Here is a 24,937-nt window from a genome sequence, read left to right as displayed (position 1 = left end):
TTGACATTGACGTCAATATCGATTTGGATCATGATGGAGCGCATCGCTCTCCATGCCTCTGTTGCATCCCCGAAAGTTGGCCGTCATGTCCACGCACTCTCGCCTGCACACCCGATTCACCGAGACGTTCGGTGTCGAGCACCCGATCTTGCAGGGCGGCATGCAGTGGGTCGGCAAGGCCGAGCTGGTCACCGCAGTCGCCGAGGCCGGCGGCCTGGGGATGCTCACCGCACTGACCTTCCCCGACGCGGCAGCACTGCGCGCCGAGATCGAGAAGGTGCAGGCGAACACCGACAAGCCGTTCGGCGTGAACCTCACGATCCTGCCGTCGATGCGCACGGTGAACCACGACGAATTGCGCGAGACCATCGTGGACGCAGGAGTTCGCATCATCGAGACTGCCGGAGCCAACCCCGGTCCCTACATGGACTTCTTCCACGACCACGGCGTGAAGATCATCCACAAGTGCACCAGCGTCCGGCATGCCCTCAAGGCACAGGACGTCGGCGTGACCGCGGTCAGCATCGACGGCTTCGAGTGCGCCGGCCACCCGGGAGAGGACGACGTACCCGGCCTGATCCTGATCCCGTCGGCCGTGGACCAGCTCGAGATCCCGGTGGTCGCGGCCGGGGGTTTCGCCGACGGCCGCGGCTTGGCCGCCGCGTTGGCCCTCGGCGCCGAGGCGGTCAACATGGGCACCCGGTTCCTCTGCACCCAGGAGGCACCGATCCACCACAACATCAAGGAAGCCATCGTCGCCGCCACCGAGCGCGACACCGAGCTCCTCTTCCGGCCGCTTCGCAACACCTCGCGCGTGCACAGCAACGCTGTCGCACGCGAAGCTGTCGAGATCCTCAACCAGGGCGGCCAGTTCCCCGACGTGCAACACCTGGTCAACGGGATCCGCGGCCGCACCGTCTATGAGACCGGCGACCCCGAGGCCGGTGTGTGGAGCGTCGGGATGGTCCAGGGCTTGATCCACGACATCCCGACCTGCGACGAACTGATCAGCAGGATGGTCGGAGAGGCAGTTGAGTTGATCCGCGGGCGCCTGTCCAACGTCGTTGCCTGATCCTTAACGAGAACTCGGCGGGGCCCACTCACCTGGTGAGTGGGCCCCGCCGAGTTCTTCGCATGTCACCAGGAGTCGATGAACCCACGTTCGCCCGAGCGGAGCTCACCGGAACTCGTCGCGAACAGCGCAGACACGATCGCGCGCGTCTCGCTCGGGTCGATCACGTCGTCCACCTCATGCACAGTGGCAATGTTGAGCGCCTTGCCCCGCTGATAGAGCTCGTCGACAAGCGACTGATAGCGCGCCTGCCGCTCGTCCAGGTCGGTGATCGCCTCGAGTTCTGCCTTGTAGGCAAGGCGAACCGCGCCCTCCAACCCCATCCCGCCGAACTCACCCGTCGGCCACGACAGGGTGGCCAGCGGCGCTTTCAGATCGCCACCGGTCATCGCCATCGCACCGAGGCCGTAACCCTTGCGCAGCACCACTGCGACCACCGGAACACTCAGGTTCGCCCCCGCCAGGAAGAGTCGTCCGAAGCGACGCACCGATCCGGACTTCTCGGCGTCGGGACCCACCATGAAGCCTGGGGTGTCGACCAGCGACAAGACGGGCAGCCCGTGTGCGTTGCACAGCTGCAGGAACCTGGCTGCCTTCTCCGCGGCAGGTGAATCGATGGCGCCGCCCAGGTGGTGCGGGTTGTTGGCGAGCAGACCCACGGCCCGACCTCGCACCCGAACCAGGGCGGTGATGATGCCGTGGCCGTATTCAGGGCGAAGCTCCAGCACGCTGTCCACGTCGGCGACGAGACGCACCGCGTCGCGGACGTCGTAGGCACGCAGGCGGTTTTCGGGAATCACGTGCCGCAGCAGGCGTACGTCGTGCTCTTCGAACGCTTCCTGGTTCCGCTCGAGCAGGTGCAGCAGATAGGTCTGCGCGACCTGCACTGCCTCCGCTTCATCACGGGTCAGCACGTCGATCACACCGTTGGGGACCTGCACCTCGATCGGTCCGACCTCCTCGGGTGCGTAGACACCCAGGCCTCCGCCTTCGATCATCGCCGGGCCACCCATGCCGAGGTTGGCATCTCGAGTCGCGATGATCAGGTCCGCCACCGACGCCAGCGCCGCGTTGCCGGCGAAGGTCCGTCCGGCCGCGATCGCCACCAGCGGCACCTTGCCGGACAACTGCGCTACCAGAGAGAAGGTCGTCTCGTCCAGCTGCGCGATGGCGGCCATGTCCGTGTCCCCGGGGCGACCGCCGCCGCCCTCGACGAACATCACCACAGGAAGCTTCTGCTTGTGGGCGAGCTCGAAGAGACGGCGCATCTTCGCGTGGTTGAAGAAGCCCTGCGTTCCGGCCATGACGGTGTAGTCGTAGGACATCACCACCATCTGGTGGCCGGACACGGTTCCGACGCCACCGACCAGACCGTCGGCCGGCGTTTTCTCGACCAGGTGGTCCAGGGTCCGGCGCTGACGCTGGGCGGCGAGCAGGAGGCCGCCGTACTCGACGAAGCTTCCGTCGTCGCACAGGTCGGCGACGTTCTCCCGTGCAGTACGTCGTCCTGCCTTGCGCCGCTTGGCCACCGCGTCGGGCCGTGCCTCGTCGGTGGTCACCCGCTTCCGCTCGAGCAGCTCGGCGAGGTCGGGCCGTACCCGGTCGAGATCGAGCTCTTCGGCAGCCTCACCTGCGTGGAGCGCGTCGTCGGAGACTGCGACGACGGCGAGCACCTGGTGCGCGTCAACGACGTCGCCGACGTTGACCAGCACCCGGTCCACCGAGCCACCGTCGTCGGCGATCACGACGTGCTCCATCTTCATCGCCTCGAGGACGAGCACCGTTCCGCCCGGCGCGATCGCGTCACCGTCAGCGACGCCGACCGAGACCACGACACCCGCCATGGGGGCCCGCACCGCGGCCGAGCCGTCCGGGATCAGCACTTCGGAGGCCGAGGAATTCACCGCTGCGGCCGCCGAAGACTGCCTGCCCAGCGGCGCCGGAGTGGGCGCGTCGAGCAGCTCGGCCAGGTGCCGTTCGACGAAGTTGGTGTCCGGGGCACCCTTGAGGAACTCGGGGTGGGCGAGGATCGCCTGGATCAGTGGGATGTTGGTGCTCACGCCCTCCAGCCCGAACTCACGCAGCGCGCGACTCCCGCGTGCTGCCAGCTCGGGCAGGTCGTCACTGCGGGTGCTGACGATGACCTTGGCCAGCAGCGAGTCATAGCGCGGGTTCCCGACCATGCCGGTGTGGGCGTGAGTGTCCACCCGGACCGATGGTCCCGAGGGTGGCTGGAAGGCGACCAGCGTCCCTGAGCCCGAGACCACAGATCCGTCAGCTGTCAGCGTGTCCGTGGTGACTCGCAGCTGCAGCGCGGTCCGGCCGGGCTCAGCAATGTCGGCCTGGGTGAGGCCCAACTCGCCCAGCGAGGCACCGTCGGCGATCCGCAGCTGCTGCTCGACGAGGTCCAGCCCGAGGATCTCCTCGGTGACCGTGTGCTCGACCTGGATGCGTGGGTTCACCTCGAGGAAGGCGAACCGGTCCCCCTCGACCAGGAACTCGACGGTGCCCAATCCCCGGTAGTCCAAGGACTCACCGATGCGGACGGCGCTCTCGAGGAGGGCGGTGCGGACGGTCGCAGGCAGCTGCGCCGGCGCCAGCTCGACGATCTTCTGCCGCCTTCGCTGCACGCTGCAGTCCCGGTCCCACAGATGGGAGACCGCGCCCTGCCCGTCGCCGATGATCTGCACCTCGATGTGTCGCGCGGCGCCGAGCAACTCCTCGACGTAGAGGTCGCCGTTGCCGAACGCGCTCTTCGCCTCCGACGAGCAGCGGTCGTACGCCGTTGCGAGGCCGCTGCGTTCGGCGACCGGGGCCATCCCCCGGCCACCTCCACCGGCGATCGCCTTGACCATCACCTGTGCGTCCTCGCCCAGGCCGTCGAAGAAGTCGGTCGCCTGCTTCAGGGTGGTGGGACCTGTGGTCCCGCGCAACAGCGGCACCGACAGCTCCTCGGCAACCCGGCGAGCGGCGGTCTTGTCGCCGAAGGCGCGCAGGGTCTGCGGGGTCGGTCCGACGAAGACCAGTCCGGCGGCGGCACATGCCTCGGCGAACTCGGCGCTCTCCGAGAGGAAGCCATAGCCGGGATGCACCGCGTCGCAGCCCTGGGCGGTGGCGGCGCCGACGACCTGGGCTATGTCGAGGTAGGCCGCGGGGCCGGTGCCGGCGATCTCGACAAGGTGGTCCGCACGCGAGGTGTGGCCCGAGCCGAGGTCGTCCGTCGGGGCGATGGCGACCGTCTCGATGCCGCGGGCGGCAGCAGTCTGGATGATGCGGACCGCGATCTCACCGCGGTTCGCGACGAGCAGCTTGGTGATGGGCCTGGTGGTGGACATGGTGTTCCTTCTACGATCGCCGGTTGAGCTTGATGCCTGCTGCCTCACGGTCCCAGACGTCCTGGGCCACACCGGAGTCACGGAGCAGGTGCTTCTGGATCTTCTGGGTCGGGGTCTTGGGCAGGACGCCGATCACCTGGATGTAGCGGGGCACCATGAAGTAGGGCATCCGCTCGACCATGAACTCGGTCAGCTTGATGAAGTCGAGCTCGTGCCCCTCACGGACCACGACGACGGCCTTGATCTCGTCCTCACCCAGGTCGGAGGGGGCGGCCACGACGGCACACTCGAGGATGTCCGGATAGGCGTTCACGGTCCGCTCCACCTCGAAGCTCGAGATGTTCTCGCCGCGACGGCGCAGGGCGTCCTTGCTGCGGTCGACGAAGTAGTAGTGCCCTTCGTCGTCTCGCTTGAAGATGTCCCCGGTGTGCACCCACCCGTCCACGATGGTCTCCGCGGTCTTCTCCGGGAGCCCGCGATAGCCGCGCATCACCAGGGCCGGGTCCTCCGGCCGCACGAGGAGTTCACCGTGCGCACCGTTGGGCACGTCGTTGCCATCGCTGTCGACCAGGCGCAGCTCGAAGCCATCGCGGGCCATGCCGGCCTCGCCCGGCACGACGTCCTCGGGCTCGGTGAACATGACTCCGCCGATCTCGCTCATCCCGTAGACCGCACCGAGCTGCACGTCGAACCGCGTGCGGAAGGTCTCCAGGTCGCTGGCCAGCGGCGCCATCACGGCATAGGACAGCGTGTTGTCGGCGTCGTCGGGACGCGGCTCGGCCTGCTGCAGCAGCTCGGCGACGGCACCGAGCATCACGGTCTCGGTGATCTTGAAGTCGCGGACCCAGCCCCAGAACTTGCTGACCGAGAAGGCGGGCTGGATCACTGCCGTGGCTCGGGCGATCAACGACTGGTAGGCGCCGTACCACTGGCCGGCGAGGTGGAAGAGCGGAAGAACCACGAGGATGCGGTCCTCGGCGACCGGACGCGCGGCATCCTCACGTGAGGCATAGGAGTAGGCGTGGGCGTGACTGATCTCGACGCCCTTGGAGAGACCCGTCGTGCCGGAGGTGTACATGATCGCCATCAGGTCATCGGGTGCTGCGTCGACCAGCTCGGCAGGCTGGTTGTCGAAGAGGGCAGCAAAGGAGCTGGTCTCGAAACGGCCGAGGGAGGGCGGAGCCTCGCCGCGCACGACGACGTGCCGGATCTTGGGCAGCTGGTCGGCGATCAGGGCGAGGCGCTCGGCGTACTCCGCCTCGACCACGACCACTTCGGCATCGCAGTCATTGAGGATGTGCGCCAGGAAGTCGCCCTTGTACGCCGTGTTGACCGGCACCTGCACCCGCCGGGTCAGGCCGAGGCCGTAGACGGCGGTGATGAACTCGACCGAGTTGTCGAGCATCAACGCGACGGTCTGTTCCTCCTCCACGCCGAGTGCGGCGAACGCGGTGGCGGCACGCAGTGCTCGGTCCATCGTCTGGGCGTAGGTCAGCTCGGCACCATCGGCGTCGATGTAGGCGGCCTTGTCGGGCACCTCGTCCATCGCCCGCTTGAACGCGTGGGTGAACGTGCGTTCGGATATTGGGGGCAGTGCGCGCATTGTCCTGAATCCCTCTCCGGGCTGGGGTCTGGTGACGTGCTCTATCGCTACTTTCTACTTTACATCACTGTAAAGTAGAATCCGTCAGGTTATCCAATCGAACATTTCTCGCCTGCACATGCCGGCGTTCACAGGAGGACCCATGCACGCCCCGCTCGCCGGCCTTGACGTCGTTGAACTTGCCGGGATCGGGCCCGGCCCGCACGCCGCGATGATCCTGGCCGACCTCGGCGCCTCCGTCACCAGGGTCGTGCGCCCAGGCGATCAGGACAAGGGCAACGACCACGTCCTGCGCGCACGGACCTTCGTCACCCTTGACCTCAAAACTGACGCCGGCCGAGAGAAGCTGCTGGAGCGCGTGCGCCGGGCCGACGTACTCATCGAGGGGTTCCGTCCCGGAGTGGCTGAGCGACTCGGCGTCGGTCCGGACGAGTGCCTCACCGTCAACCCGGCCCTGGTCTATGCGCGGATGACCGGCTGGGGTCAGGACGGGCCGTTGGCGCACACCGCCGGGCACGACATCAACTACCTGTCACTGACCGGCGCGCTCGCCGCGATCGGCACCGCCGACCGGCCGGTCCCGCCGCTCAACCTCGTCGGCGACTATGGCGGCGGGTCCATGTTCCTGATCACGGGGATCCTCTCCGCGCTGTGGGCCCGGACCACCACCGGCCGGGGTCGGGTGGTCGACGCCGCGATGGTCGACGGTGCCTCGGTGCTCACCCAGCAGGTGCTCGAGCTCCGCACCCAGGGTGCGTGGGGACCGGGCGGCAGGGAGGCTAACCTCCTCGACGGTGGTGCGCCCTTCTACCGGACCTACGAGTGCCGCGACGGCGGTCACGTCGCGGTCGGCGCGATCGAGCCGCAGTTCTATGCATTGCTCCTTCAGGGCCTCGGCCTCTCCGACGCGGACCTCCCCGCCCAGATGGACCGAGAGGCCTGGCCCGAGTTGGCCACGGTCCTGGCGGAGCACTTCGCTGCGCACGCGCGTGACCACTGGGCCGAGGTCTTCGCCGGCACCGACGCCTGCGTGACACCCGTCCTCGACTTCGACGAGGCAGCCCGGCACCCCCATATCCTCTTCAGGGGCTCGCTGATCGACAAGGATGGTGAGCTGACCGCCGGTGTGGCACCGCGCTTCGCCCACCCGACCAGCTGGGAGGACCAGACACGATGAGCACCCCGACCCTCAAGGGCCCGTCCCCGGAGACCGCCGAGCACATACTCAACTCGGCAGCGCAGGTCTTCGCGCAGTTGGGCTATGCGCGCGCCACGATCGCCGACATCGCCACGGCGGCCAACAGCACTCGCCCCACGGTCTACGCCTACTACTCCTCCAAGGAGGACATCTTCCGTCAGCTCGCGCAGCGACTGCGGCAACAGTTCGCCTCAGCCCAGAAGGTGCCCGAGGAGCTGCCGCCGGATGAGATCATCCGGCTCACTGACCTCAACTACCTGCGTTCCTTCACCGACAACCTCGGCCTGCTCACGATCATCCAGCACCAGAGCCTGGGCGATCCCTCGATGAGCGACCTGTGGGAGGCCCTGCACAGCGGCATCAACGCCACTCACGTGCGGTTCATGGACCGGCTGGTGAAGGCAGATCGCGCCGCGCCCGCTGCGTCGCTGGCCTCGATTGCCGACGCCGTCAACGGCCTGGTCATGCGGTTCGCCCAGCTCATCGCCGCGGACCCGACCCGGTTCGACGAGCTCGGTGACGACCTGGTCGCGCTCCACCTGCGCATGCTCGGTCTGAAAGCCTGACCAGCACCTCTGGACAGCGAGGAGGGTACGACGCACCGGGTGCGTCGTACCCTCCTTTCGTTGCGTCCGAGCCGCCGTTCACACGCCCAGGTAGGCGTGGATCACGTCCTCGTTGTGCAGGATCTCCTCAGGGCGTCCTTCACGGGTGATCCGCCCCTCGTCGAGCACCAGGACCCGAGTCGCGGCACGCGCGGGCACGGCCAGGTTCTGCTCGACCACCAGCACCGAGGTCTCGCGTGCGATCTCCGCGATCCGCTCACCGAGCTGCTCCACGATGATCGGGGCCAGACCGTGGGACGGCTCATCGAGCATCAGCACCGTGGGCCGGGCCAGCAGGGCACGACCGATGGCCAGCATCTGCCGCTCGCCGCCGGAGAGCGTTCCGGCCAGCTGGGAACGCCGTTCTGCCAGCTTCGGGAAGAGGTCGAGCACCGGCTCCACGGCGCGCTCGGTCTCGGACCTGCCGCGGGCGTGCAGCGAGGCGCCGAGCCAGAGGTTCTCCTGCACACTCATCGCCGGGAACGACTGCTGACCCTCAGGGACCAGACAGAGTCCGAGCGCGACCCGCTTGTGCGCGGCGGTCCGGGTGATCGTCCTGCCGTCCAGGGCGACGGTGCCGGCCAGGCCGGGCTGGAGGCCCGCGAGCGTGCGCAACAACGTGCTCTTGCCGACGCCGTTCGCGCCGAGGATGGCCACCACCTCACCTGGTTCGACGGTGAAGCTGATGTCACTCAGGATCGCCCGCTGGCCATAGCCGACGGTCAGGTTCTGCACGTCAAGCATCAGCTCTTCTCGCTTCCCAGGTAGGCCGCGATCACGGCCGGGTCCTGTTGCACCTCGGCAGGCGATCCCTGTGCGATCAGGCAGCCGCCCTCGAGCACGATCACCCGGTCGACGGTGTTCATCAGGAACCGCATGTTGTGGTCGACGAGCAGCACCGTGGTGCCCTGCTCGCGGATCGCATGAATGGTGGTCTGGAGCTGGGTCAGGTCCCCACCGGTCAGTCCGGCACCGGGTTCGTCGAGCAGGAGCACCTCCGGCGAGGTCGACAGCGCGATCGCCACCCCGAGCCGCCGCAGCTCCCCGAAGGAGAGGTCCCCGGCAAGGTGCCGGGCGCGGTGCAGGAGGTCGACGGTGCGGAGGATCTCGGCCGGGTCACCGTCGCGGGAGCTGTTCATCTGCCCCAGGCGGACGTTCTCCCAGACGCTGAACTCGGTGAAGACGCGCGAGGCCTGGAAGGAGCGGGACACCCCGGCCCGGGCGGCCCGGCCCAACCCCCAGCGGGCCACCGCCTTGCCGTGCAGACGAACTTCGCCCTCGGTGTTGGCGATCATCCCGCTGAGTACGTTGACCAGCGTGGTCTTGCCGGCTCCGTTGGGGCCGATCAGTCCGGTCACAGTCCCCGCGGGGAGCTCGATGGTGACGTCGGTCAGTGCCTTGAGTCCCTGGAACCGCACTCCCACCCCGTGGGTGGAGAGCACTGGTGCGGCCACGGTTGTCGTGCTGGTCATGGGAGATCCTCTCCGGCGGGTGCCCGCCGGGCACCCGGGTCCGTTGGTTCCTCTGGAGCGGGCGTCGATGAGCCCTCCTGCCCGCGCCGCCGCGCGAGGCGACGTACGCCGTCCTTGGCCAGGCCGACCAGCCCACCGGGGGCGAGCATCATGGCCAGCAGGAGGATCCCGCCATAGAGCAGGTGCGAGTAGTCGCGCAGGTCGCGGAAGAGCTCCGGGAACCCGGCCACGATCACCGCACCCAGGATCGGCCCCGCGAAGGTCCCTGCACCGCCGATGACCACCATCGCCAGCGGCGCGAACGCCGCGTCGCCGAAGGTGAACGCCTCGGGTGTGATGAAGCCGGCCCAGTGACCATAGAAGACACCGATCGCACCGGTCAGTGTGGAGCAGACGATGAATGCGACGCGCTTGCGGCGGGCGACGTTGATGCCGATGGAGGCAGCCAGCGCGTCGTCCTCCCGGACTGCTCGCCATGAGGCGCCCTCACGGCGGCGTACGACGACGGTCAGGGCGACCACGAGCACGCAGAGCGCCACCAGGCCGAAGCGGAAGTAGGCCTCGGGCTCCTCGAGCGAGACGATGCCCAGATCGAACGGCCTGGCGATGCCGCCCTCGGAGAGCGGGCCAGCGGTCGAGATGCCGGCCGCACCACCGGTGAGGTCCGACCACGCGAACGAGAGCTCGTAGGCGACCAGCGAGATCCCCGACGTGATCAGGGCGAAGTAGAGCGCCTTGGTGCGGAAGATGACCAGGCCCAGGATCGCGGCGAGGGCTGCGGAGAGAGCGATCGCGGCGAGCATCGACAGCCAGCCGGGCCATTCCCACTTGCCGGTGCCGAGGACTCCGATGTAGGCACCGAGGGCGAAGAAGAAGCCGGTGGCGAGGTTCAGCTGGCCGACGAAGCCGACCATGATGTTCAGGCTGGTGGCGACCAGGGCCCAGACCACGATGGTGGTGAGCATGAACAGGTCGCTGCTGGTGGCGTTGCCCGAGATCGTCCAGCCGATGCCGACGACCACGGCCGCGATGAGCAGCCGGATCGGCAGGGTCAGGCCCTGCTCGGTGCGCAGCCAGGACCAGCGGCCGCTGGCGGCGGTGGCGTCGGGCTGCGCGGCCGGACGCTCCAGGGTGGGGGTGCTCATAGCCTTACCTTCGTGCTCGATGCCTGCTGGACGGCGCCCTCGGGGCGGACGGCGAGGAAGACCACGAGGCCGGCGAAGACGACGATGCCCCTGGACGTGTTGGAGATGTAGCCGGCGGCGAGGGTCTCGATGACGGCAATCAGGAAGCCGACCGCGATGACCGCGCCCATCCGCCCTCCGGCGCCGACGACGACCAGGACCACGAAGGCGATCAGGGTCGGCTGGAAGCCCATGTGCGGCTGGATCGCGGTGGTCGGCGCGAGCAGAGCGCCGGCCAGGCCGGCCAGGGCCGAGCCGACGGCGAACGTGAGGCTTCCGATCAGCGAGGTGTTGATGCCGGTCAGGCTGGCCACCTCACGGTTCTGGGCCAGGGCGCGGAGCCGACGGCCATAGACGGTCCTGTGCACGACGATGCCGAGCACCACCGAGACCACGACGACTGCGCAGATGATGAAGAAGCGGTAGGCCGAGATGACGACCGGTCCGAGCTCCACCTGGCCCTCGAACGGAGCCCTGACTGCCAGGGCGTCCTTGCCCCAGATCAGCATGAGGAGCTCCTGGATCACGATCGCCAGAGCAAGGGAGCCGACCAGGATCGCGACCGTGCTGATCTTCTGCAGACGACGGAAGACCGTCCGCTCGAGCAGGGCCCCGATGGCGCCGACCACGAGGACCGAGCAGACCATCGCGACGAAGAAGGGCAGACCGATGGTGGCGACGAACATGTATTGCAGGAACGCGCCCAGGGCGAACATCTCGCCGTGAGCGAAGTTCGGGATGTGCATGGCGCTGAAGATCAGATAGAGGCCCAGCGCGACCAGGACGTAGGCGCCACCGAGCACCAGCCCGTTGACACACTGTTGGAGAAAGAGGTCCACGTCAGCTCCCATGCTGTGGCGGGGTTTTGGTTGTGGGGCCCGAGTGCCGGCCGATCCGTCCGGGGCGGCCGGCACACCGGGATTGCGACGGACTAGTCGGCGAGGATCCAGCCGGTGCCGTCCTTGTAGACGGCCATCTCGCCCTTGAAGTCGACCTCACGGTCCTTGAACACGAGCCCGCCGTCCTGGCCGGCATAGGTGTTCAGAGTGACGTCGGCGACGTCTTCCGCGGTGAGCTCGGTCATCGCCTTGATCACGGCCTCGACACTCGGGTCCTCGGCCTTGGCGAAGGCCTTGAAGAGGATCTGGACCGCGTCGTGGTTGAACGCGCCGTATCCGCCGGACTTGGCACCGAGCTCGGCGTCGAGGGCCTTGGCGCGCTCGTTGCCCTGCACGATCAGGGTGTCCAGGCTGGTGGCCGGGGCCGCACGCAGAACGCCGTCCATGAGCGAGGTGTCGGGGAACATCACCTTGGTGTCGGCGTTGGTGATCGTGGCCGACCACTGCAGCTGGACCGTGCCACCGAGCTCATCCATCTGCTTGGTGATCAGGCCGGCCTCCGTGGGGTTGACCCGGAGCACGTAGAGGTCGACGTCGGACTTGATGACCTCGGAGACGGGCGCACGGAACTCGGTGTCACCCAGCTTCATCGACTGCTCGATCACGACCTCGCGGCCGAGGGCCTCGATGTCCTTCACGAACTGGTCCTGCGAGGACATCATCGCGGTGTGCGTCTGGTCGGTGATCGTGGCGACCCGCTTGATCTCCGGGTGGGCCTTGAGATAGTCGATCGTCGGCTGGTTGTAGGCCTGGATCCGTGCGGCGGTGCGGAAGACGTTGGGGTTCTTGGTCGGTCCGTCCACGATGGCCGAGTTGAGCAGCCAGAATGCGTCCGACTTGGCCATCTCCGACTGGATCGCCGAGGTCGACCCGGAGTTGAACGGGCCGATGACGAACTTGCGGCCCTCGTCCATGGCGTCGCGCGCCACGGCTTGGGCGCCTTGGGGCGTGCCCTCGTCGTTGTAGACCTTCAGCTTGAGCTTGTGCTTCTCACCAGCGATCTCCACGCCGCCGTCGGCATTGGCCTCATCGAAGAGGTGCTCGATCATCGCCACCTGGCTCTCGCCATAGACGGCCGAGGGGCCTGACATCGGCGCGATGGTCGCGATGGTGACCGACCCGTCGTCGGCGACAACCTCGCCTTCATCGGCACCGCAGGCGGCCAGGCCAGCCATTGCGACCAGGCCGAGAGCAACGAGCCCGGTCTGGAACTTCGTCTTGAACAGTTTCATTTTTTCCTCACTTGGCCCGCCCGAGAGGGGATGGAAGACGACGGTGTTGCAGGTCACAACGCTGTCGATCGGCGATACTAATCTCGTTTTACGCTCGTGTAAAGTGAGGAATTCGAGAAGACGCGGAAAGGTTGCAAGACCCCAGATCCGAACAGTTGATTGTTTGGCTGGCGCCACCTTCCACTGCCACCCATGACCGAGGAGATCCCCGTGAACCCCGTCGAGTACGCCGACCACCCCGCCCTCCCCGAACCCGCCGGCTATCGGCACGCGGCGTTGGTGCGCGGGACGCTGATCCACACCTCCGGGCAGACCTGGACACCCGAGAGCGCCCCCGCCGATGACGCTGCCGATGGCGCTGCCGATAACGCTGGCGTCGGAGCAGAGGCCACGGCAGAGGGCGTCGAGCTGATCGAGCAGGCCAGGGTGGCCGTGCTGAACGCGATCCGGGCAGTCGAGGGCGCCGGCGGATCGGCGACAGCCATCGTGCACCTCCAGCTCTTCGTCGTGGGGCTCACTCCGGACCTCGCACCGCAGGTCTACCGGGGCATGGGTCGCGCCTCGCGTGAGTCGGGACTGCCCGCAGTGCCCACCACGATCGTCGGGGTCACCGGTCTGACGGTGCCCGGTGCGCTCGTCGAGGTCGTGGCCATCGGAGCGCTCTGAGATGGGTCCCACGACGCCCACGGGTGCGTGATCGCGCATGCTGGAACCGAGCCGGGACCCGCGCGACATCACTGGAGCCGACCAGCGTGAACTCGCCGAGGCAGTGCGTGAGCTCATGCTGTGCACCGGCCTGACGACCGTGACCGGTGCTGAGCTGGACAGGGCGCGAACCCTCGTTGACGAGGCCAGCCGGGTGCTGTCCCAGCACTCCACCCAGCGGGTCGATCGGCTCTCCTATGAGGAGCCTTCCGTGGCACGGGCGACCGGCCAAGCCTTCACCTATGCCGCGAGCAACCCTGCCGCGGTCCCGCTCGAGGTCACGTTCGAAGGGGACGCGCTCCGCGGCACCGTCGCCCTGGGCCCACTGTTCGAGGGTCCTCCCGACTCGGTCCACGGAGGAACGATCAGCTGGCTCTTCGACTCACTGTTCGGACTCCTGGTCCAGGCAACCCTGAAACCCTCCGTCACGGGGACGCTCACCGTGCGCTACCTCAACAGGACACCGCTGCGGCAACCCTTGGAGCTGCATGCCCGGATCCTCGACCAGACCGGCCGCAAGACGACCGCCGAGTCGTGGATTGCGCACGCCGGCCAGCGGACCGCCGAGGCCCAGGCCACCTTCATCGAGATCCCCCGCGACCAGCACATGACCTGAGCGACGCGGCCGACCTGACGCTGACCCGTCGTGAATTCACATCCTGACCCCCGCCGACCCGTCGTCAATTCACATTCTGATGGCTTCAGAACGTGAACAAGCGACGGGTCGGCTTCGGTCAGAAGGTGAACAAGCGACGGGTCGACGCGCAAACGGCGGGTCAGCGCGCAAACGACGGGTCAGCGCGGGGGACATCAGCGCACGGCAGGCGCCGCAGACCTCAACATCGGCACCAGCGCCACGATCCCGAGCACCGGCAGCACCGCCAGGACAAGCAGCGAACGCGGCATCCCGTAGACATCGCCCAGCCCGCCGACGACCGCCGATCCGACGGACCCGCCGACCAGGAACAGCAGGGTCGCGACACCGAGGGCAACTCCGCGCACGTCCACGTGGACCGCGTCACCGACGGACGCCATCAGCGCCGGCTGACCGACACCGAACGAGATCGTCGTGAAGAGCACGGCCACGGCCAGGGCCCAGGCGGACTCGTTCTCGGCGCCAATCGAAGCGACCAGCATCGACACCGCGGCGTTCACCCCGGCGAATGCGAGGGCGCGCGCGGCGCCGTACTTATTGAGGAACGGTCCCGCGATCCGCGGTACGACGAGGCCGACCACGGCGCTCGGCGCCAGCAGCAGGCCCACCTCCCAAGCCTCCCAACCGTGACCGATCATCACGGCCGGCACCGCGATCAGGATGCCGAACCAGGCAGCTGGCACGGCGGCGGCGGCGATCGCACTGCGGATCACCACGGAGTTCGTGATCACCTCGTGCGGCAGGAAGCCCTGTGGGCGACGACGTACCTGCATCGTCACCGCCGGCACGCCCAGCACCAGCAGCAGGACACCGGCCAGGGCCACGATCCACCCGGTCGACGGTGACTGGATCAGCAGCACCAGTCCGGCCGAGGTCCCCGCGACCAGCACCGCACCGACGATGTCGAGCTTCGCTCGCGTGCCGCCCCCGTGCAGCGCACGCCACACGAACGGCAGGATCAGCAGGCCGAAGATCGGCAACGCCATCACCGCGCGCCACCCGAGCTGTGCCTCGACGAGGCCGCCGAGCAGCGGGCCGAGACAGGACAACGCGGCCGCGACACCGGCCAGGCGGCCGAGCGCAAGCCCACGCACCGGCCCGTCATAGCGGGCCGAGAGCACCGTGACACCGAGGGTCGGGATTGCGGCTGCTCCGGCACCCTGGATCACCCGAGCGACCAGCAGGGCTTCGAAGCTGGGGGCGGCCGCGGAGAGCACGGCACCGGCGGTCATCAGTCCGACGCCGACCATCAGCGGCAGCCGCACCCCGACCAGGTCTGCGACCCGGCCATAGATCGGCGTCGCCACGGCGAGCATCAAGGCATAGAGGGTGATCGTCCAGGTGCCCAGACCGACAGTGGTCTCCAGGTCCTCGGCAAGAAGCGGTACGGCGATGGCCGCCGAGGCGGAACCCATGCCGGTGAGGCCGAACAGGACGCCCAGCAGGATAGAGATGCGGCGGGAGTCCTGGAGGTTCACGACGTCGACAACCCCGACGGCCCCCATTCCATTCCTCCGACGCGCGCACAAAGAGGCTCACACCAACGCGCGATGCTCCTCCCGCAGGTCCCGCTTGAGGATCTTGCCGCTGGGGTTCTTCGGCAGCGCGTCGAGGACCACGACGTACTTCGGGCACTTGAAGCCGGCCAATCGCCCGCGGGCGAAGCCGATCAGATCATCCGGCTCCAACGTGGCGCCCGGACGCGGCACCACCGCAGCGGTGACCGCCTCGACCCACCGCGGGTGATCGACACCGAAGACCGCCACCTCGGCAACGTCGGGATGCTCGAAGAGGACCTCCTCGACCTCTCGGCTCGACACATTCTCGCCACCCGACTTGATCATGTCCTTCTTGCGGTCCACCACATAGAGCCGGCCGTCGGGGTCGACGTACCCCAGGTCGCCCGAGTGGAACCAGCCCCCGCGGAATGCCTCGGCGGTCTTCTCGGGGTCGTTGAGATAGCCGAGCACCAGATGCGGGCTGCGGTGGACGATCTCCCCCACCTCACCTGCGGGGACGTCCCGATCCTCGTCGTCAACGATGCGGGTCTCTACGTTGAGCGCCGGAAATCCGGCCGACCCACCATGGGTGAACTGCTCCTCCGGCGGCAGGGCCGTGGCCAGGGACGCCATCTCGGTCTGGCCATAGAAGTTCCACAGACGCAGGTCCGGCGCCCGGGAGGTCAGCTCACGCAGGACCTCGCGCGGCATCGCCGAGGCACCGTAGTAGCCCTTGCGCAGGCTGGAGAGGTCCGTCGTTGCGAACGTGGGCGCGGCCAGCAGACTGATCCACACCGTCGGGGGCAGGAACAGGTTGGTGATCCGCTCGCGCTCGATGGTCTCGAGGATCACCGTCGGGTCGGGTCGACGCAGGATCACGCTCGTAGCGCCCAGATAGATGTCGGTGGAGAGGAAATTGTCGAGCTGGGCGCAGTGATAAAGGGGCATCGAGTGCAGCTCCACGTCCGAGGACTCCATCCCGCCCGTGGAGATGCAGCTGGTGTATTGCCACATCAACGACCGACTGCTCAGCAGGGCGCCCTTGGGCCGGGACTCCGTGCCGGAGGTGTACATGATCCGGATCGGTTCGTCGTCGGCCAGCTCCACGTCAGGCAACCCGGTCGCGTCGTGGTCAAGCCAGGTCGCCGCCGGATGCCAGGCGCCCACGAGGGGCACGCCGGGATCGAGGTCGAGGCGCACCCGCACCCGAACCTGCTGCGACAACGCGATCGGTGAGAGCGCCTCCTGGGCGACCGGCACCAACGCATCCTCCGCCACCAGGGCGACAGCGCCACTGTGCTCGAGGATGTAGCCGATCTCCTCGGCACCGAGCATGAAGTTCACCGGCACCAGGACGATCCCGCGACGGGCCGCGGCGAACGCGATCACCGGGAACTGCCAGCAGTTGTGGCTGAGCAGCGCGAGGACATCGCCCCGACCCAGGCCGACCCCGGCCATCGCGCTGGACACGCGGTCGACGTATTCGTCGAGTTCGGCGAAGCTCAGCCGCACCGGGCCGTCGACGAGCGCCAGCCTTGACGGCGTACGCCGTGCTGCCCGGCGTGGCAGGTCGCCGAGGCGTTGCTGCCGAGCGGCCACCACGTCCTCGGGGAGACCGACCCCGTGCACGCTGGTCACCGCGGTGCGTGGGTGCCGAAGGTCCGCCCGTGATAGGTCATCGGCGACTGCGCGGGGTCGTGGTGCGCGGTCTCGACGAGGCCTGAGACGAGCACGTGGTCGCCGCCAGGCTGGATCCGCTCGACGGTGCAGCGGACCCACCCGGAGACACCGGCCAGACGAGGGACGCCGGACTCGAGGTGCCAGGCCAGGTCGGCGAACTTCTCCGGCACCTTCGAGGCGAAGTGCATGGCGAGATCCAGCTGGTCGACGGCCAGGATGTTCACGCCGAAGCGACGCGAGTTGCGGATCACCTCGAGTGTCGCCGAGGTGCGGTCCAGCGCCACCACCAGCATCTCGGGGGTCATCGAGAGCGACATCAACGCACTCACCGTCGCGCCGCTGCCGACGCCATCCCGGGCGGCGGTGATCACCGAGACCGGCGCGGCCATGTGGGCCATGACATCACGGAAGGGGGTGCATTGCATGGTCGAGTGCGTGGGGCGGACTGCTCGACCGAGGGCAGCCGAGGTAGCGCTGCGCGGGGTGGCCATGAGTGTCATCTCGATCTCCGAAGGGTGATCTGGTGGGTGGGGTGGAGGCCCCGGGCCAGTCAGCGGCCGCCGACAGGCCCGAGGAGACAGGGGTCAGGCAGACAGACCGGTCTCGGCCCAGAACTTCTCGAACTCCGCCGGCACGACATCCGAGCCGTGAGTGACCTTGCCGTCGACGAAGCGGTGGGTGAAGACGCCCTGCACGTCCAGGGACTTGTCCCCGAGGCGCCGGTAGAGACGCAGGGTGGCGGTCACGATGCCCTCCGGGGTCTCGGTCGCCTCCAGCACCTCGTTGGCCGACTCATCAAGCTTGGCGAGCACGCCGAAGGCCTCGAGGAACGAGCCCTTGGTGTAGACCGTCTGGGTGCCCTCGAGGGTGAAGCCGGCCCAGGAGAGGTTGTCGTCATAGAGCGCAACCAACGGACCGGCGTCACCGGCGTCTGCGGCAGCGAATGCATTCTTCAGGGCGTCGATATTACTGCTGGCCATGATTGATCTCCTCAAAAGAATTGAAAGAACCGTCGTCAGCGAAATAGGCGTTCTGCGTTGAATTGGATTCTTCTTGACCTCCGCCACCTGACGTGACACAGGCCACTTTGCCCGACCCTGTTCGATGCTTGAACCGGGCAACCACGTGGTCGACCACGCGATGTCGTTGACCCCCTCGACAGACTCGAATCAGCGGCAGAACAACGGCTCGGAGTCACATCCGACGAACGGCGTGACACCCCAGTACCGAAGTTGACCCCCTTGATTGACAACGCCGGACCCGTACCCAATAGTGATCCAGATCATGGTGATTTATGCGCGTACAGGAGTCCTAGAATGAATTCAGACGAGTGGGAGCGAATTCGCACGCTTCACGCGTCCGGAGAGACCATCAAGGGAATATCCCGTCGCACCGGCTTTTCGCGCAACACAATTCGCCGCGCGCTCCAACTCTCCGCTCCTCCCGATGACCGCCGCGGCACCCGGAGCACCCTCTACGACGCCCATTCCGATTCCATCAAGGAACTCCTCAGCACGGATCCGGAGATCACCGTCCAGGCGATCAAGGACACCATTGGCTGGGAGCACGCATCCTCGACACTGGCCCGTGCGGTGGCCCGCGCCCGCGAGGAGCTGGCGGCCGACGTACTCCCGGATCCGGCACAAGGTCGCCAGCTGACCGCGCCGGGCACTCCGACGCTGCCCCACTTCTCCACGACCTTCATCGGCCGCCGCCCCGAGATCGCGCGGTTGCGCGGACTGCTCGGAGAGCACCGGTTGGTCACCATCACCGGTCCCGGCGGCATGGGCAAGACGCGTCTGGCGACACACACCGCCCAAGAGGTACGCCGCGCCTTCAGTGACGGCGTCCGCTTCGTCGAACTCGCTTCTCTGCGCAGCCCCGAACTGATCGCACAGACCGTGCTCGAAGGTCTCAACCTCGCAGGTCGGGACCAGCAGGGCGCCACCGCCGAGGCCGCCCTCATCGACCACCTTGGCGATCGACGCATGCTGCTCGTACTCGACAACTGCGAGCACCTCGTCGACGCCGTGGCAGGCCTGGTCCACACCCTGCTGCAGGCCACCACCGGATTGGCGATCATCGTCACCAGCAGGGAGGTCCTGGCTCTTCCGGAAGAGTTCGTCCTCCCACTCGGCTCGCTCCCGATGCCCGACACGGACGCCCCCGGTCATGACCCACTCGACTCCGCGACGGCCCTGTTCGAGAGCCGCGCGGACGCGGTGCTGAGCGGGTTCCGGATTGACGACTCCAATCGGGAAGCAGTACGCCGTGTCTGCGAGCGCCTGGACGGACTACCCCTGGCCATCGAGCTGGCCTGCGCCCGGCTCCCGGTGCTCTCGGTCTCCGAGCTCGCCGACCGGCTCGACCACCGCCTCGACCTCCTGACCACGGGCAACCGGGCCGCACCTTCCCGACACCAGAGCCTGATCGCGACTCTGGACTGGAGCCACGACCACTGCACCGCGGAGCAGCAGCTTCTCTGGTCCCGGGCCTCGGTCTTCGCCGGTGGCTTCGACCTGGCCATGGCCGAGGAGATCTGCGCGAACGACGAACTGACCTCCCCGCGGATCCTCGACGCGATCATGGCGCTGGTAAGCAAGTCGATTCTGCTGCGCGAGGAGCACGAGTCCTCGGTCCGGTTCCGGATGCTCGAGACGATCCGCGAGTACGGCCAGAGCCACCTGAGCGAGGACGCGCTCGATGGCCTCCATGAACGCCTGCTCGCCTGGACCCTGGCCAAGGTGCGTGAGCTCGTCGTCGCGTGGCCCGGCCCGGATCAGCGCCGCATCAACGGCTGGTTCCGCGCCAACCGTGCCAACGTGCGCAAGGCGCTGCACTGGGCGCTCGACGAGTCGACCTGCCAGGACGTACGCCGCACCGCTGCCCAGGTGGTCGCCGAGCCATGGTTCCTGTGGGCCGGTGGCGCGTCCGTGCGCGAGCATCGACTCTGGCTGGACCGCGCCGTCGAGCGCGTGGACGCGGACTCCGAGGTGCGTGGCCAGGCACTGGCCACCCTGGCCCTGGTCCAGACCCTGCAGGGAGATCGTGACGGTGCGGGCGCGTCACTGACCGAGGCTGAGCGCATCGCAGCCCTCACCGGCGATGCGGCGACTGCTGACTTCGTCGAACACACCCGGGGCCTGCGCGAGTACTTCGCCGGGGACTTCCCCGCCGCGGAACCCTTGCTTCTCGAGGCGCTCTCCCGCTACCGGGCCAACGAACCACGCGGCGGGCTGCGCTCGGCACTCGACGTACACCTGGGCATGCTCTATGCCTTCACAGGCCAGGCCGAGTTGTCCGAGCAGCACTACCGCGAGGTGCACGAGCGCTCCGGCGCCACAGGTGAGCGGTGGTTCAAGGCCTACGCCGACTTCGGGCTCGGCGCAGTCGAGCTGCTCAACGGGGACGCCGAGCGCGCGCACCAGATGGCGCTGGGTGGTCTCACCCTGATCCGCGACTTCGACGACGAAATCGGAGCGACGCTGATCATCGACCTGCTCGGCTGGACCGAGGCGGTTCTCGGGGAGACGGAGCGAGCGGCCCTCCTGGTCGGTTCTGCCTCGAACCTGTGGGGCGCGTTCGGCCGACAGCTCTACGGCTCCCACCACTGGGTCGACGTACGCGAGCGCTATTCGTCACTGGCCAGGGAACAGCTCGGCGCAGACCGCTACGACGAGCTGCACGCCGAGGGTGCAGCGATGTCGGTCTCGGACGTGATCGCCTTCGCGCTGGACGAGAGCGTCGTGCTGCCCGAGTCGGCGGCCGTGGCCGACACCCTCGCGATGCTCACACCCCGAGAGAGGGAGGTGGCCGGGCTGGTCGCCAAGGGCCTGTCCAACAAGGAGATCGCGGCGAGGCTGGTGCTCTCACCCCGGACCATCGAGGGGCATGTCGAGCACGTGCTGCAGAAGCTGTGCCTGACCAGCCGCACCCAGATCCCGGGCACCCTCACCTGACCACGAGCTGTCAGTTCTTGATGCGCGAAGTGTCACCTGTTGATGCCTGAGGTGTCGATCCTTGCGCTCTCGCTCATCAACAACTGAGCTCTCGAGGCGCAAGGATCGACACTTCGCGCGTCAGCTGCGGCCGTTGCCGTACTCGCCCATGATCGCGCCGGCAGCGTCGACCATCGACATCGGGTCGACGAGCAGGTGCTGCGTCGCCACCGCGGCGTCGCGGGTGGCCCGACCCAGAGCGGTCGGGTTGCGGAAGGACTGGCTGCCTCCCCAGCGGTGCGCGAAGTTGGTGACGGTCGCGGTGACCTCCTGGACCCAGGTGATCGACTGGCGCAGGCGGGCGTTGTGCAGTTCGGTCAGGGGGTTGCCGGCGTTGACCCAGTCCTCGGCCTCGCGGTGCACCTCATAGACATACGCGCGAGCGGCGCGATAGAGCGCCTCGGTCTTGGCGAATTCGAGCTTGAAGATCTCCGAGTCGGCGATGACGGTTGGGTAGCCGACACGACCCTTGACTGTGGCGACCTTGACGATCTCGTCGAGGGCACGGCGGGCGATGCCGAGGGCGACCGGAGCGTGGCCACCGACACCGATGCCGAGCAGCCCGAACCGGAACAGCGGCTCGGAGCGGACTGCCTCGGTCGTGAACGTGTCGAAGCAGTGCTCCTCGGGGATGAACACCTCGGTGAGTCCATAGTCATAGGAGCCGGTGCCGACCAAGCCCCACACGTTCCAGTTGCCGCGGAACTCCGCCTCGTCGCGGGGGACGAAGGCGGTGCGGCAGACCGGGCCGCCCTCCGGGGTCGTCAGCGGGTTGCCCTCCTCGTCGCTCACCACGAACCCTGCCCCGATCCACGATGCGTGCGCGGACCCGGAGGCGAACTGATAGTTGCCGGTGACGACGTACCCGCCCTCGACCTTCCTGCCCGATCCGGTCGGGAGGATCATCCCGGCGGTGATGCCCGGGACGTCGTGGGCGAAGAGGTCCTGTTGGCCCTGGGGGGCGAGGAAGCCCGCGGCCAGGGAGGTGCTCAGGCTGTTGGCCATGAACGCCCACCCGGTCGAACCGTCGGCGCGGGAGAGCTCCTCGATGACCTCGAAGCTCTCGACCAGGCCGAGGCCCATGCCGTTAAGCTCCTTGGGTACGGCCATCCAGAAGAGGCGGTTCTCGACGAGCGCGTCATAGACGGGCTTGGTGATCGTTGCGCCTTCCTCGATGGCGTTGGCCTCGGCCTCGACGATCTCGGCGACGGCCTTGGCGCGCTCGAGGTGAGTCCTGTCCTCGACCTTGGGGGAGGTGGTGGGTTCATTGAGTACGGCGGTCATGGGTGGCCCTTTCTCCTCCGGGCGTAGGGCCCGGTGCGTGACGTATGACGCACATCACAATGTCCCGGAGGAGTGTGTGTACGGATCCGCACAACTACGTGGTCGACCACGTGATCAACTACGCGTCCTGGACACACCGGGCGTCGCCGCGATTGCGCCGAATGAAAGTCTGCGACGGGTCGGCGAGGGTCAGAGCGACACTCCGCGAGGGGTCGGGGACTCAGAGCGCGAGCGCGTCGGTGACGAACCGCGCCAACTCCGCATACGCCTGCGCATCCGACAGCTCAAGCCGCGCGAACATCTCACCGCGCTGGATCTCGAACATCGTCGCAGCGACCATTTCGGCCACGAAGTCGGCGTTGACCTCGCGCAGCGCACCGGCCGCGATGCCGGCACCGATCAGGGTGCGGATCCGCGCGGCGGCGTACCCGGTGTTCAGCTCATAGACCTCGCGGGCTGGTGCGAACCGGGCGAGGTCATCCATGAACGCTCGGGACAACGGAGTCAACGCGACACCGACCCCACGCAGGTAGGCCACCACGCGATGCGCCGGGTCCGACTCGTCCGCGATGCCGTCCTCGACCGCAGCGGTTGCCACCCGGAAGAACTCCCGCGTTGCCGCGACCACGAGCTCGGGCTTCGATGGGGCCAGCGCATAGAGCGTCGTCTTGGAGCACCGCAGCCGGGCGGCCAGGTCGTCGAGGGTGAACTCCGCGAACCCCTCCGCCGCGAGCAGGTCCACGAGGCGGGCCAGGAGATCAGCCTGCCTGGCCGTACGCCGTCGTCTGCTCGCGCCGGCCATGCGCGCCATGCCGGCCGCACCCGGACGTCGTACGCCCGATGCACTCATGAGGGGTTCGCAGCCACCTCGGCAGCCCGCTGCGAGCGGAGCTGGAACCGCTGGATCTTGCCCGAGGGGGTCTTGGGCAGCTCGCCGATGATGTGCACCTGGCGCGGGTAGGCGTGCGCGGCGAGCTTGGTCTTCACGCGCTGCTTCAGCGACTCGACCAGCTCGGGACCGCCCTCCTGACCGGGTGCGAGCACGACGAATGCCTCGAGCACCTCGCCGCGCAACTCGTCGGGGACTCCGACCACGGCGGCCTCCTGGACCCGCGTGTCGCCGACCAGCACACTCTCGACCTCGAACGGGCCGATCCGGTAGCCAGCCATGATGATTACGTCGTCATCGCGGGCGGAGAAGAAGAGATAGCCGTCCTCATCCATCGTCCCGGCATCACCGGTGTAGTACCAGCGGCCGTCGGCGCTGAACCTCTCGGCGGTCTTCTCCGGAGCGTCGACATAACCGGTGAACCACATCAGCGGGCTGTTCGCCAGGTCAATGACCACGCGGCCGAGCTCACCGGGAGCAGCGACCTCGTCCGCGTCGTCCTTCAGCACGGTCGCGGTCCACCCGGGCATTGCCCGACCCATCGACCCGTGCCGCATCTCGCCGGCGACGTCGGGGTGCCAGCCATTGACGATGGACATGCCGAGCTCGGTCTGGCCATAGGTGTCGTGGATCGGCGCGCCCAGCACGTCGGCGCCCCAGTTCACGACGTCGGGGTTCAGCGGCTCGCCAGCACTGGAGATCCGGCGCAGCTCGAGACCCTCGGGCGCCGGCGTCTCGGCGCTGCGAAGCGAGCGGAAGACGGTCGGCGCCGCGGCGAGGTTGGTGACGCCGAGCTCCTGGATCACCTTCCACGTGGTCTCCGGGGTGAACTTCGCCTGCAGCAGGACGTTGCGGCGCCCGGCGGCCAGCGGCGCGGCGATGCCGTAGTAGAGGCCGTAGGCCCAACCCGGGTCGGCCGCATTCCAGTAGACGTCCTCGGCGGTGACATCGAGGCCATATTCGAGATAGACCACGAACGTGGCCAGCGCCTTGACCGGGATCGGGACGCCCTTCGGCGTGCCCGTGGTCCCGGAGGTGAAGAGCCGGATGAGTTCGGCCGAGCCGGGCACGCTCACCTGCGGCGCGGCCTCGGGGTCTGCCTGGGCGAGTACGTCGCTCAGCGTGCGGCCCGCGGTCGCGCCTTGGCCGGCGACCAGGACTTGCCAGGCTGGGTTCTCGGGGAGGTCCTCGCCGGGGGCGAGCTTGGTGACCTGGTCGGCATCGGCGACGACGAACTTCGCCTCACTGCCGCCCAGGCGCAACCCGATCGCCGGCGGGGCGAAGGCGGTGAACAGCGGCACGTGAACGGCACCCGCGCGCCAGATGCCCATGACCACGCCTGCCAGGTCCGCCGACTTGCCCATCAGCGTTGCCACCCGGTCCCCGGGCCGCACACCCTCGGCGGCCAGGAAGGCCGCGAACCTGCGCGAGCGCTCGGAGAGGTCGCCATAGCTGATGTCGACACGGGTCAGGTCGGGCTGGACCACGGTGAACGCGACGCCGTCAGCGGGGTGGTCGTCGCAGAGCAGTGCGCCGAGGTCGACGTCGGCGGCATCGAAGGTGGCGAGCAGTTCGGCCACGCGGACTTCGGGGCGGGCGTCGGGGGTCATCGGTGTGCCTCTCGTCG

At 67.9% G+C, this 24,937-nt stretch carries 20 protein-coding genes; 6 read left to right on the top strand and 14 right to left on the bottom strand.

Going from position 1 to position 24,937, the window contains the following annotated elements; translation table 11 throughout:
- Nucleotides 1-52 precede the first annotated feature (52 nt).
- On the top strand, nt 53-1,072 hold the full coding sequence (locus BJ980_RS13990) for an NAD(P)H-dependent flavin oxidoreductase (RefSeq protein WP_179502857.1): 1,020 nt from the start codon (nt 53-55) through the stop codon (nt 1,070-1,072).
- Nucleotides 1,073-1,137: 65 nt separating this feature from the next.
- Here the strand turns inward: BJ980_RS13990 and BJ980_RS13985 are convergent, their stop codons facing one another.
- Both BJ980_RS13985 and BJ980_RS13980 read right to left on the bottom strand, forming a co-directional pair.
- Nucleotides 1,138-4,407 carry an acetyl-CoA carboxylase family protein gene (locus tag BJ980_RS13985; protein WP_179502856.1) on the bottom strand — a complete coding sequence of 1,090 codons (3,270 nt, stop codon included), beginning with the start codon at nt 4,405-4,407 and terminating at the stop codon, nt 1,138-1,140.
- A gap of 10 nt (nt 4,408-4,417) precedes the next feature.
- Nucleotides 4,418-6,010 carry an AMP-binding protein gene (locus BJ980_RS13980; protein ID WP_179502855.1) on the bottom strand — a complete coding sequence of 531 codons (1,593 nt, stop codon included), beginning with the start codon at nt 6,008-6,010 and terminating at the stop codon, nt 4,418-4,420.
- Between the two features lie 142 nt (nt 6,011-6,152).
- Here BJ980_RS13980 and BJ980_RS13975 point away from each other — a divergent pair, with 142 nt between their 5' ends.
- Both BJ980_RS13975 and BJ980_RS13970 read left to right on the top strand, forming a co-directional pair.
- Complete coding sequence (locus BJ980_RS13975) at nt 6,153-7,187, top strand: CaiB/BaiF CoA transferase family protein (RefSeq protein ID WP_179502854.1); 1,035 nt, start codon at nt 6,153-6,155, stop codon at nt 7,185-7,187.
- Complete coding sequence (locus BJ980_RS13970) at nt 7,184-7,774, top strand: TetR/AcrR family transcriptional regulator (protein WP_179502853.1); 591 nt, start codon at nt 7,184-7,186, stop codon at nt 7,772-7,774. The genes BJ980_RS13975 and BJ980_RS13970 overlap by 4 nt, the downstream gene beginning before the upstream one ends.
- Nucleotides 7,775-7,852: 78 nt before the next feature.
- Here BJ980_RS13970 and BJ980_RS13965 read toward each other — a convergent pair whose 3' ends face one another.
- From BJ980_RS13965 to BJ980_RS13945, 5 genes are all read right to left on the bottom strand, one after another.
- Nucleotides 7,853-8,557 carry an ABC transporter ATP-binding protein gene (locus BJ980_RS13965; RefSeq protein ID WP_179502852.1) on the bottom strand — a complete coding sequence of 235 codons (705 nt, stop codon included), beginning with the start codon at nt 8,555-8,557 and terminating at the stop codon, nt 7,853-7,855.
- On the bottom strand, nt 8,557-9,285 hold the full coding sequence (locus BJ980_RS13960) for an ABC transporter ATP-binding protein (RefSeq protein WP_179503917.1): 729 nt from the start codon (nt 9,283-9,285) through the stop codon (nt 8,557-8,559). Before BJ980_RS13960 ends, BJ980_RS13965 begins: the two co-directional genes overlap by 1 nt.
- Nucleotides 9,282-10,430 carry a branched-chain amino acid ABC transporter permease gene (locus BJ980_RS13955; RefSeq protein ID WP_179502851.1) on the bottom strand — a complete coding sequence of 383 codons (1,149 nt, stop codon included), beginning with the start codon at nt 10,428-10,430 and terminating at the stop codon, nt 9,282-9,284. Before BJ980_RS13955 ends, BJ980_RS13960 begins: the two co-directional genes overlap by 4 nt.
- Nucleotides 10,427-11,308, bottom strand: coding sequence for an ABC transporter permease subunit (locus BJ980_RS13950; RefSeq protein WP_179502850.1), 882 nt, complete (start codon nt 11,306-11,308; stop codon nt 10,427-10,429). The genes BJ980_RS13955 and BJ980_RS13950 overlap by 4 nt, the downstream gene beginning before the upstream one ends.
- A gap of 92 nt (nt 11,309-11,400) precedes the next feature.
- Complete coding sequence (locus tag BJ980_RS13945) at nt 11,401-12,600, bottom strand: ABC transporter substrate-binding protein (RefSeq protein ID WP_179502849.1); 1,200 nt, start codon at nt 12,598-12,600, stop codon at nt 11,401-11,403.
- A gap of 192 nt (nt 12,601-12,792) precedes the next feature.
- Here BJ980_RS13945 and BJ980_RS13940 point away from each other — a divergent pair, with 192 nt between their 5' ends.
- Both BJ980_RS13940 and BJ980_RS13935 read left to right on the top strand, forming a co-directional pair.
- Nucleotides 12,793-13,266, top strand: coding sequence for a RidA family protein (locus BJ980_RS13940; RefSeq protein ID WP_179502848.1), 474 nt, complete (start codon nt 12,793-12,795; stop codon nt 13,264-13,266).
- 37 nt (nt 13,267-13,303) lie between these two features.
- Nucleotides 13,304-13,921: a PaaI family thioesterase gene (locus BJ980_RS13935; protein WP_179502847.1), complete on the top strand. Its 618-nt coding sequence runs from the start codon at nt 13,304-13,306 to the stop codon at nt 13,919-13,921.
- A 194-nt stretch (nt 13,922-14,115) separates the two neighbouring features.
- Here BJ980_RS13935 and BJ980_RS13930 read toward each other — a convergent pair whose 3' ends face one another.
- The 4 genes from BJ980_RS13930 to BJ980_RS13915 form a co-directional block, all read right to left on the bottom strand.
- Nucleotides 14,116-15,465, bottom strand: a complete 1,350-nt coding sequence (locus tag BJ980_RS13930) for an MFS transporter (protein WP_179502846.1) — start codon at nt 15,463-15,465, stop codon at nt 14,116-14,118.
- A gap of 30 nt (nt 15,466-15,495) precedes the next feature.
- Complete coding sequence (locus tag BJ980_RS13925) at nt 15,496-17,097, bottom strand: fatty acyl-CoA synthetase (protein ID WP_218855513.1); 1,602 nt, start codon at nt 17,095-17,097, stop codon at nt 15,496-15,498.
- Nucleotides 17,094-17,537, bottom strand: coding sequence for a flavin reductase family protein (locus BJ980_RS13920; RefSeq protein ID WP_179502845.1), 444 nt, complete (start codon nt 17,535-17,537; stop codon nt 17,094-17,096). Before BJ980_RS13920 ends, BJ980_RS13925 begins: the two co-directional genes overlap by 4 nt.
- Nucleotides 17,538-17,723: 186 nt before the next feature.
- A complete protein-coding gene (locus BJ980_RS13915) occupies nt 17,724-18,119 on the bottom strand; it encodes a nuclear transport factor 2 family protein (protein WP_179502844.1) in 396 nt (131 codons plus the stop codon).
- A gap of 336 nt (nt 18,120-18,455) precedes the next feature.
- Here BJ980_RS13915 and BJ980_RS13910 point away from each other — a divergent pair, with 336 nt between their 5' ends.
- Nucleotides 18,456-21,098, top strand: coding sequence for a LuxR C-terminal-related transcriptional regulator (locus BJ980_RS13910; protein WP_179502843.1), 2,643 nt, complete (start codon nt 18,456-18,458; stop codon nt 21,096-21,098).
- 120 nt (nt 21,099-21,218) lie between these two features.
- Here the strand turns inward: BJ980_RS13910 and BJ980_RS13905 are convergent, their stop codons facing one another.
- The 3 genes from BJ980_RS13905 to BJ980_RS13895 form a co-directional block, all read right to left on the bottom strand.
- Complete coding sequence (locus BJ980_RS13905) at nt 21,219-22,421, bottom strand: acyl-CoA dehydrogenase family protein (RefSeq protein ID WP_179502842.1); 1,203 nt, start codon at nt 22,419-22,421, stop codon at nt 21,219-21,221.
- 220 nt (nt 22,422-22,641) lie between these two features.
- Nucleotides 22,642-23,271, bottom strand: coding sequence for a TetR/AcrR family transcriptional regulator (locus BJ980_RS13900; protein WP_246279978.1), 630 nt, complete (start codon nt 23,269-23,271; stop codon nt 22,642-22,644).
- Nucleotides 23,268-24,920, bottom strand: a complete 1,653-nt coding sequence (locus BJ980_RS13895; protein WP_179502841.1) for an AMP-binding protein — start codon at nt 24,918-24,920, stop codon at nt 23,268-23,270. Before BJ980_RS13895 ends, BJ980_RS13900 begins: the two co-directional genes overlap by 4 nt.
- Nucleotides 24,921-24,937 lie beyond the last annotated feature (17 nt).

Source organism: Nocardioides daedukensis (genome assembly GCF_013408415.1).
Classification (GTDB): domain Bacteria; phylum Actinomycetota; class Actinomycetes; order Propionibacteriales; family Nocardioidaceae; genus Nocardioides; species Nocardioides daedukensis.
Note: the sequence above shows the minus strand (reverse complement) of the source record. Positions and strands in the feature narration are given on the sequence as shown.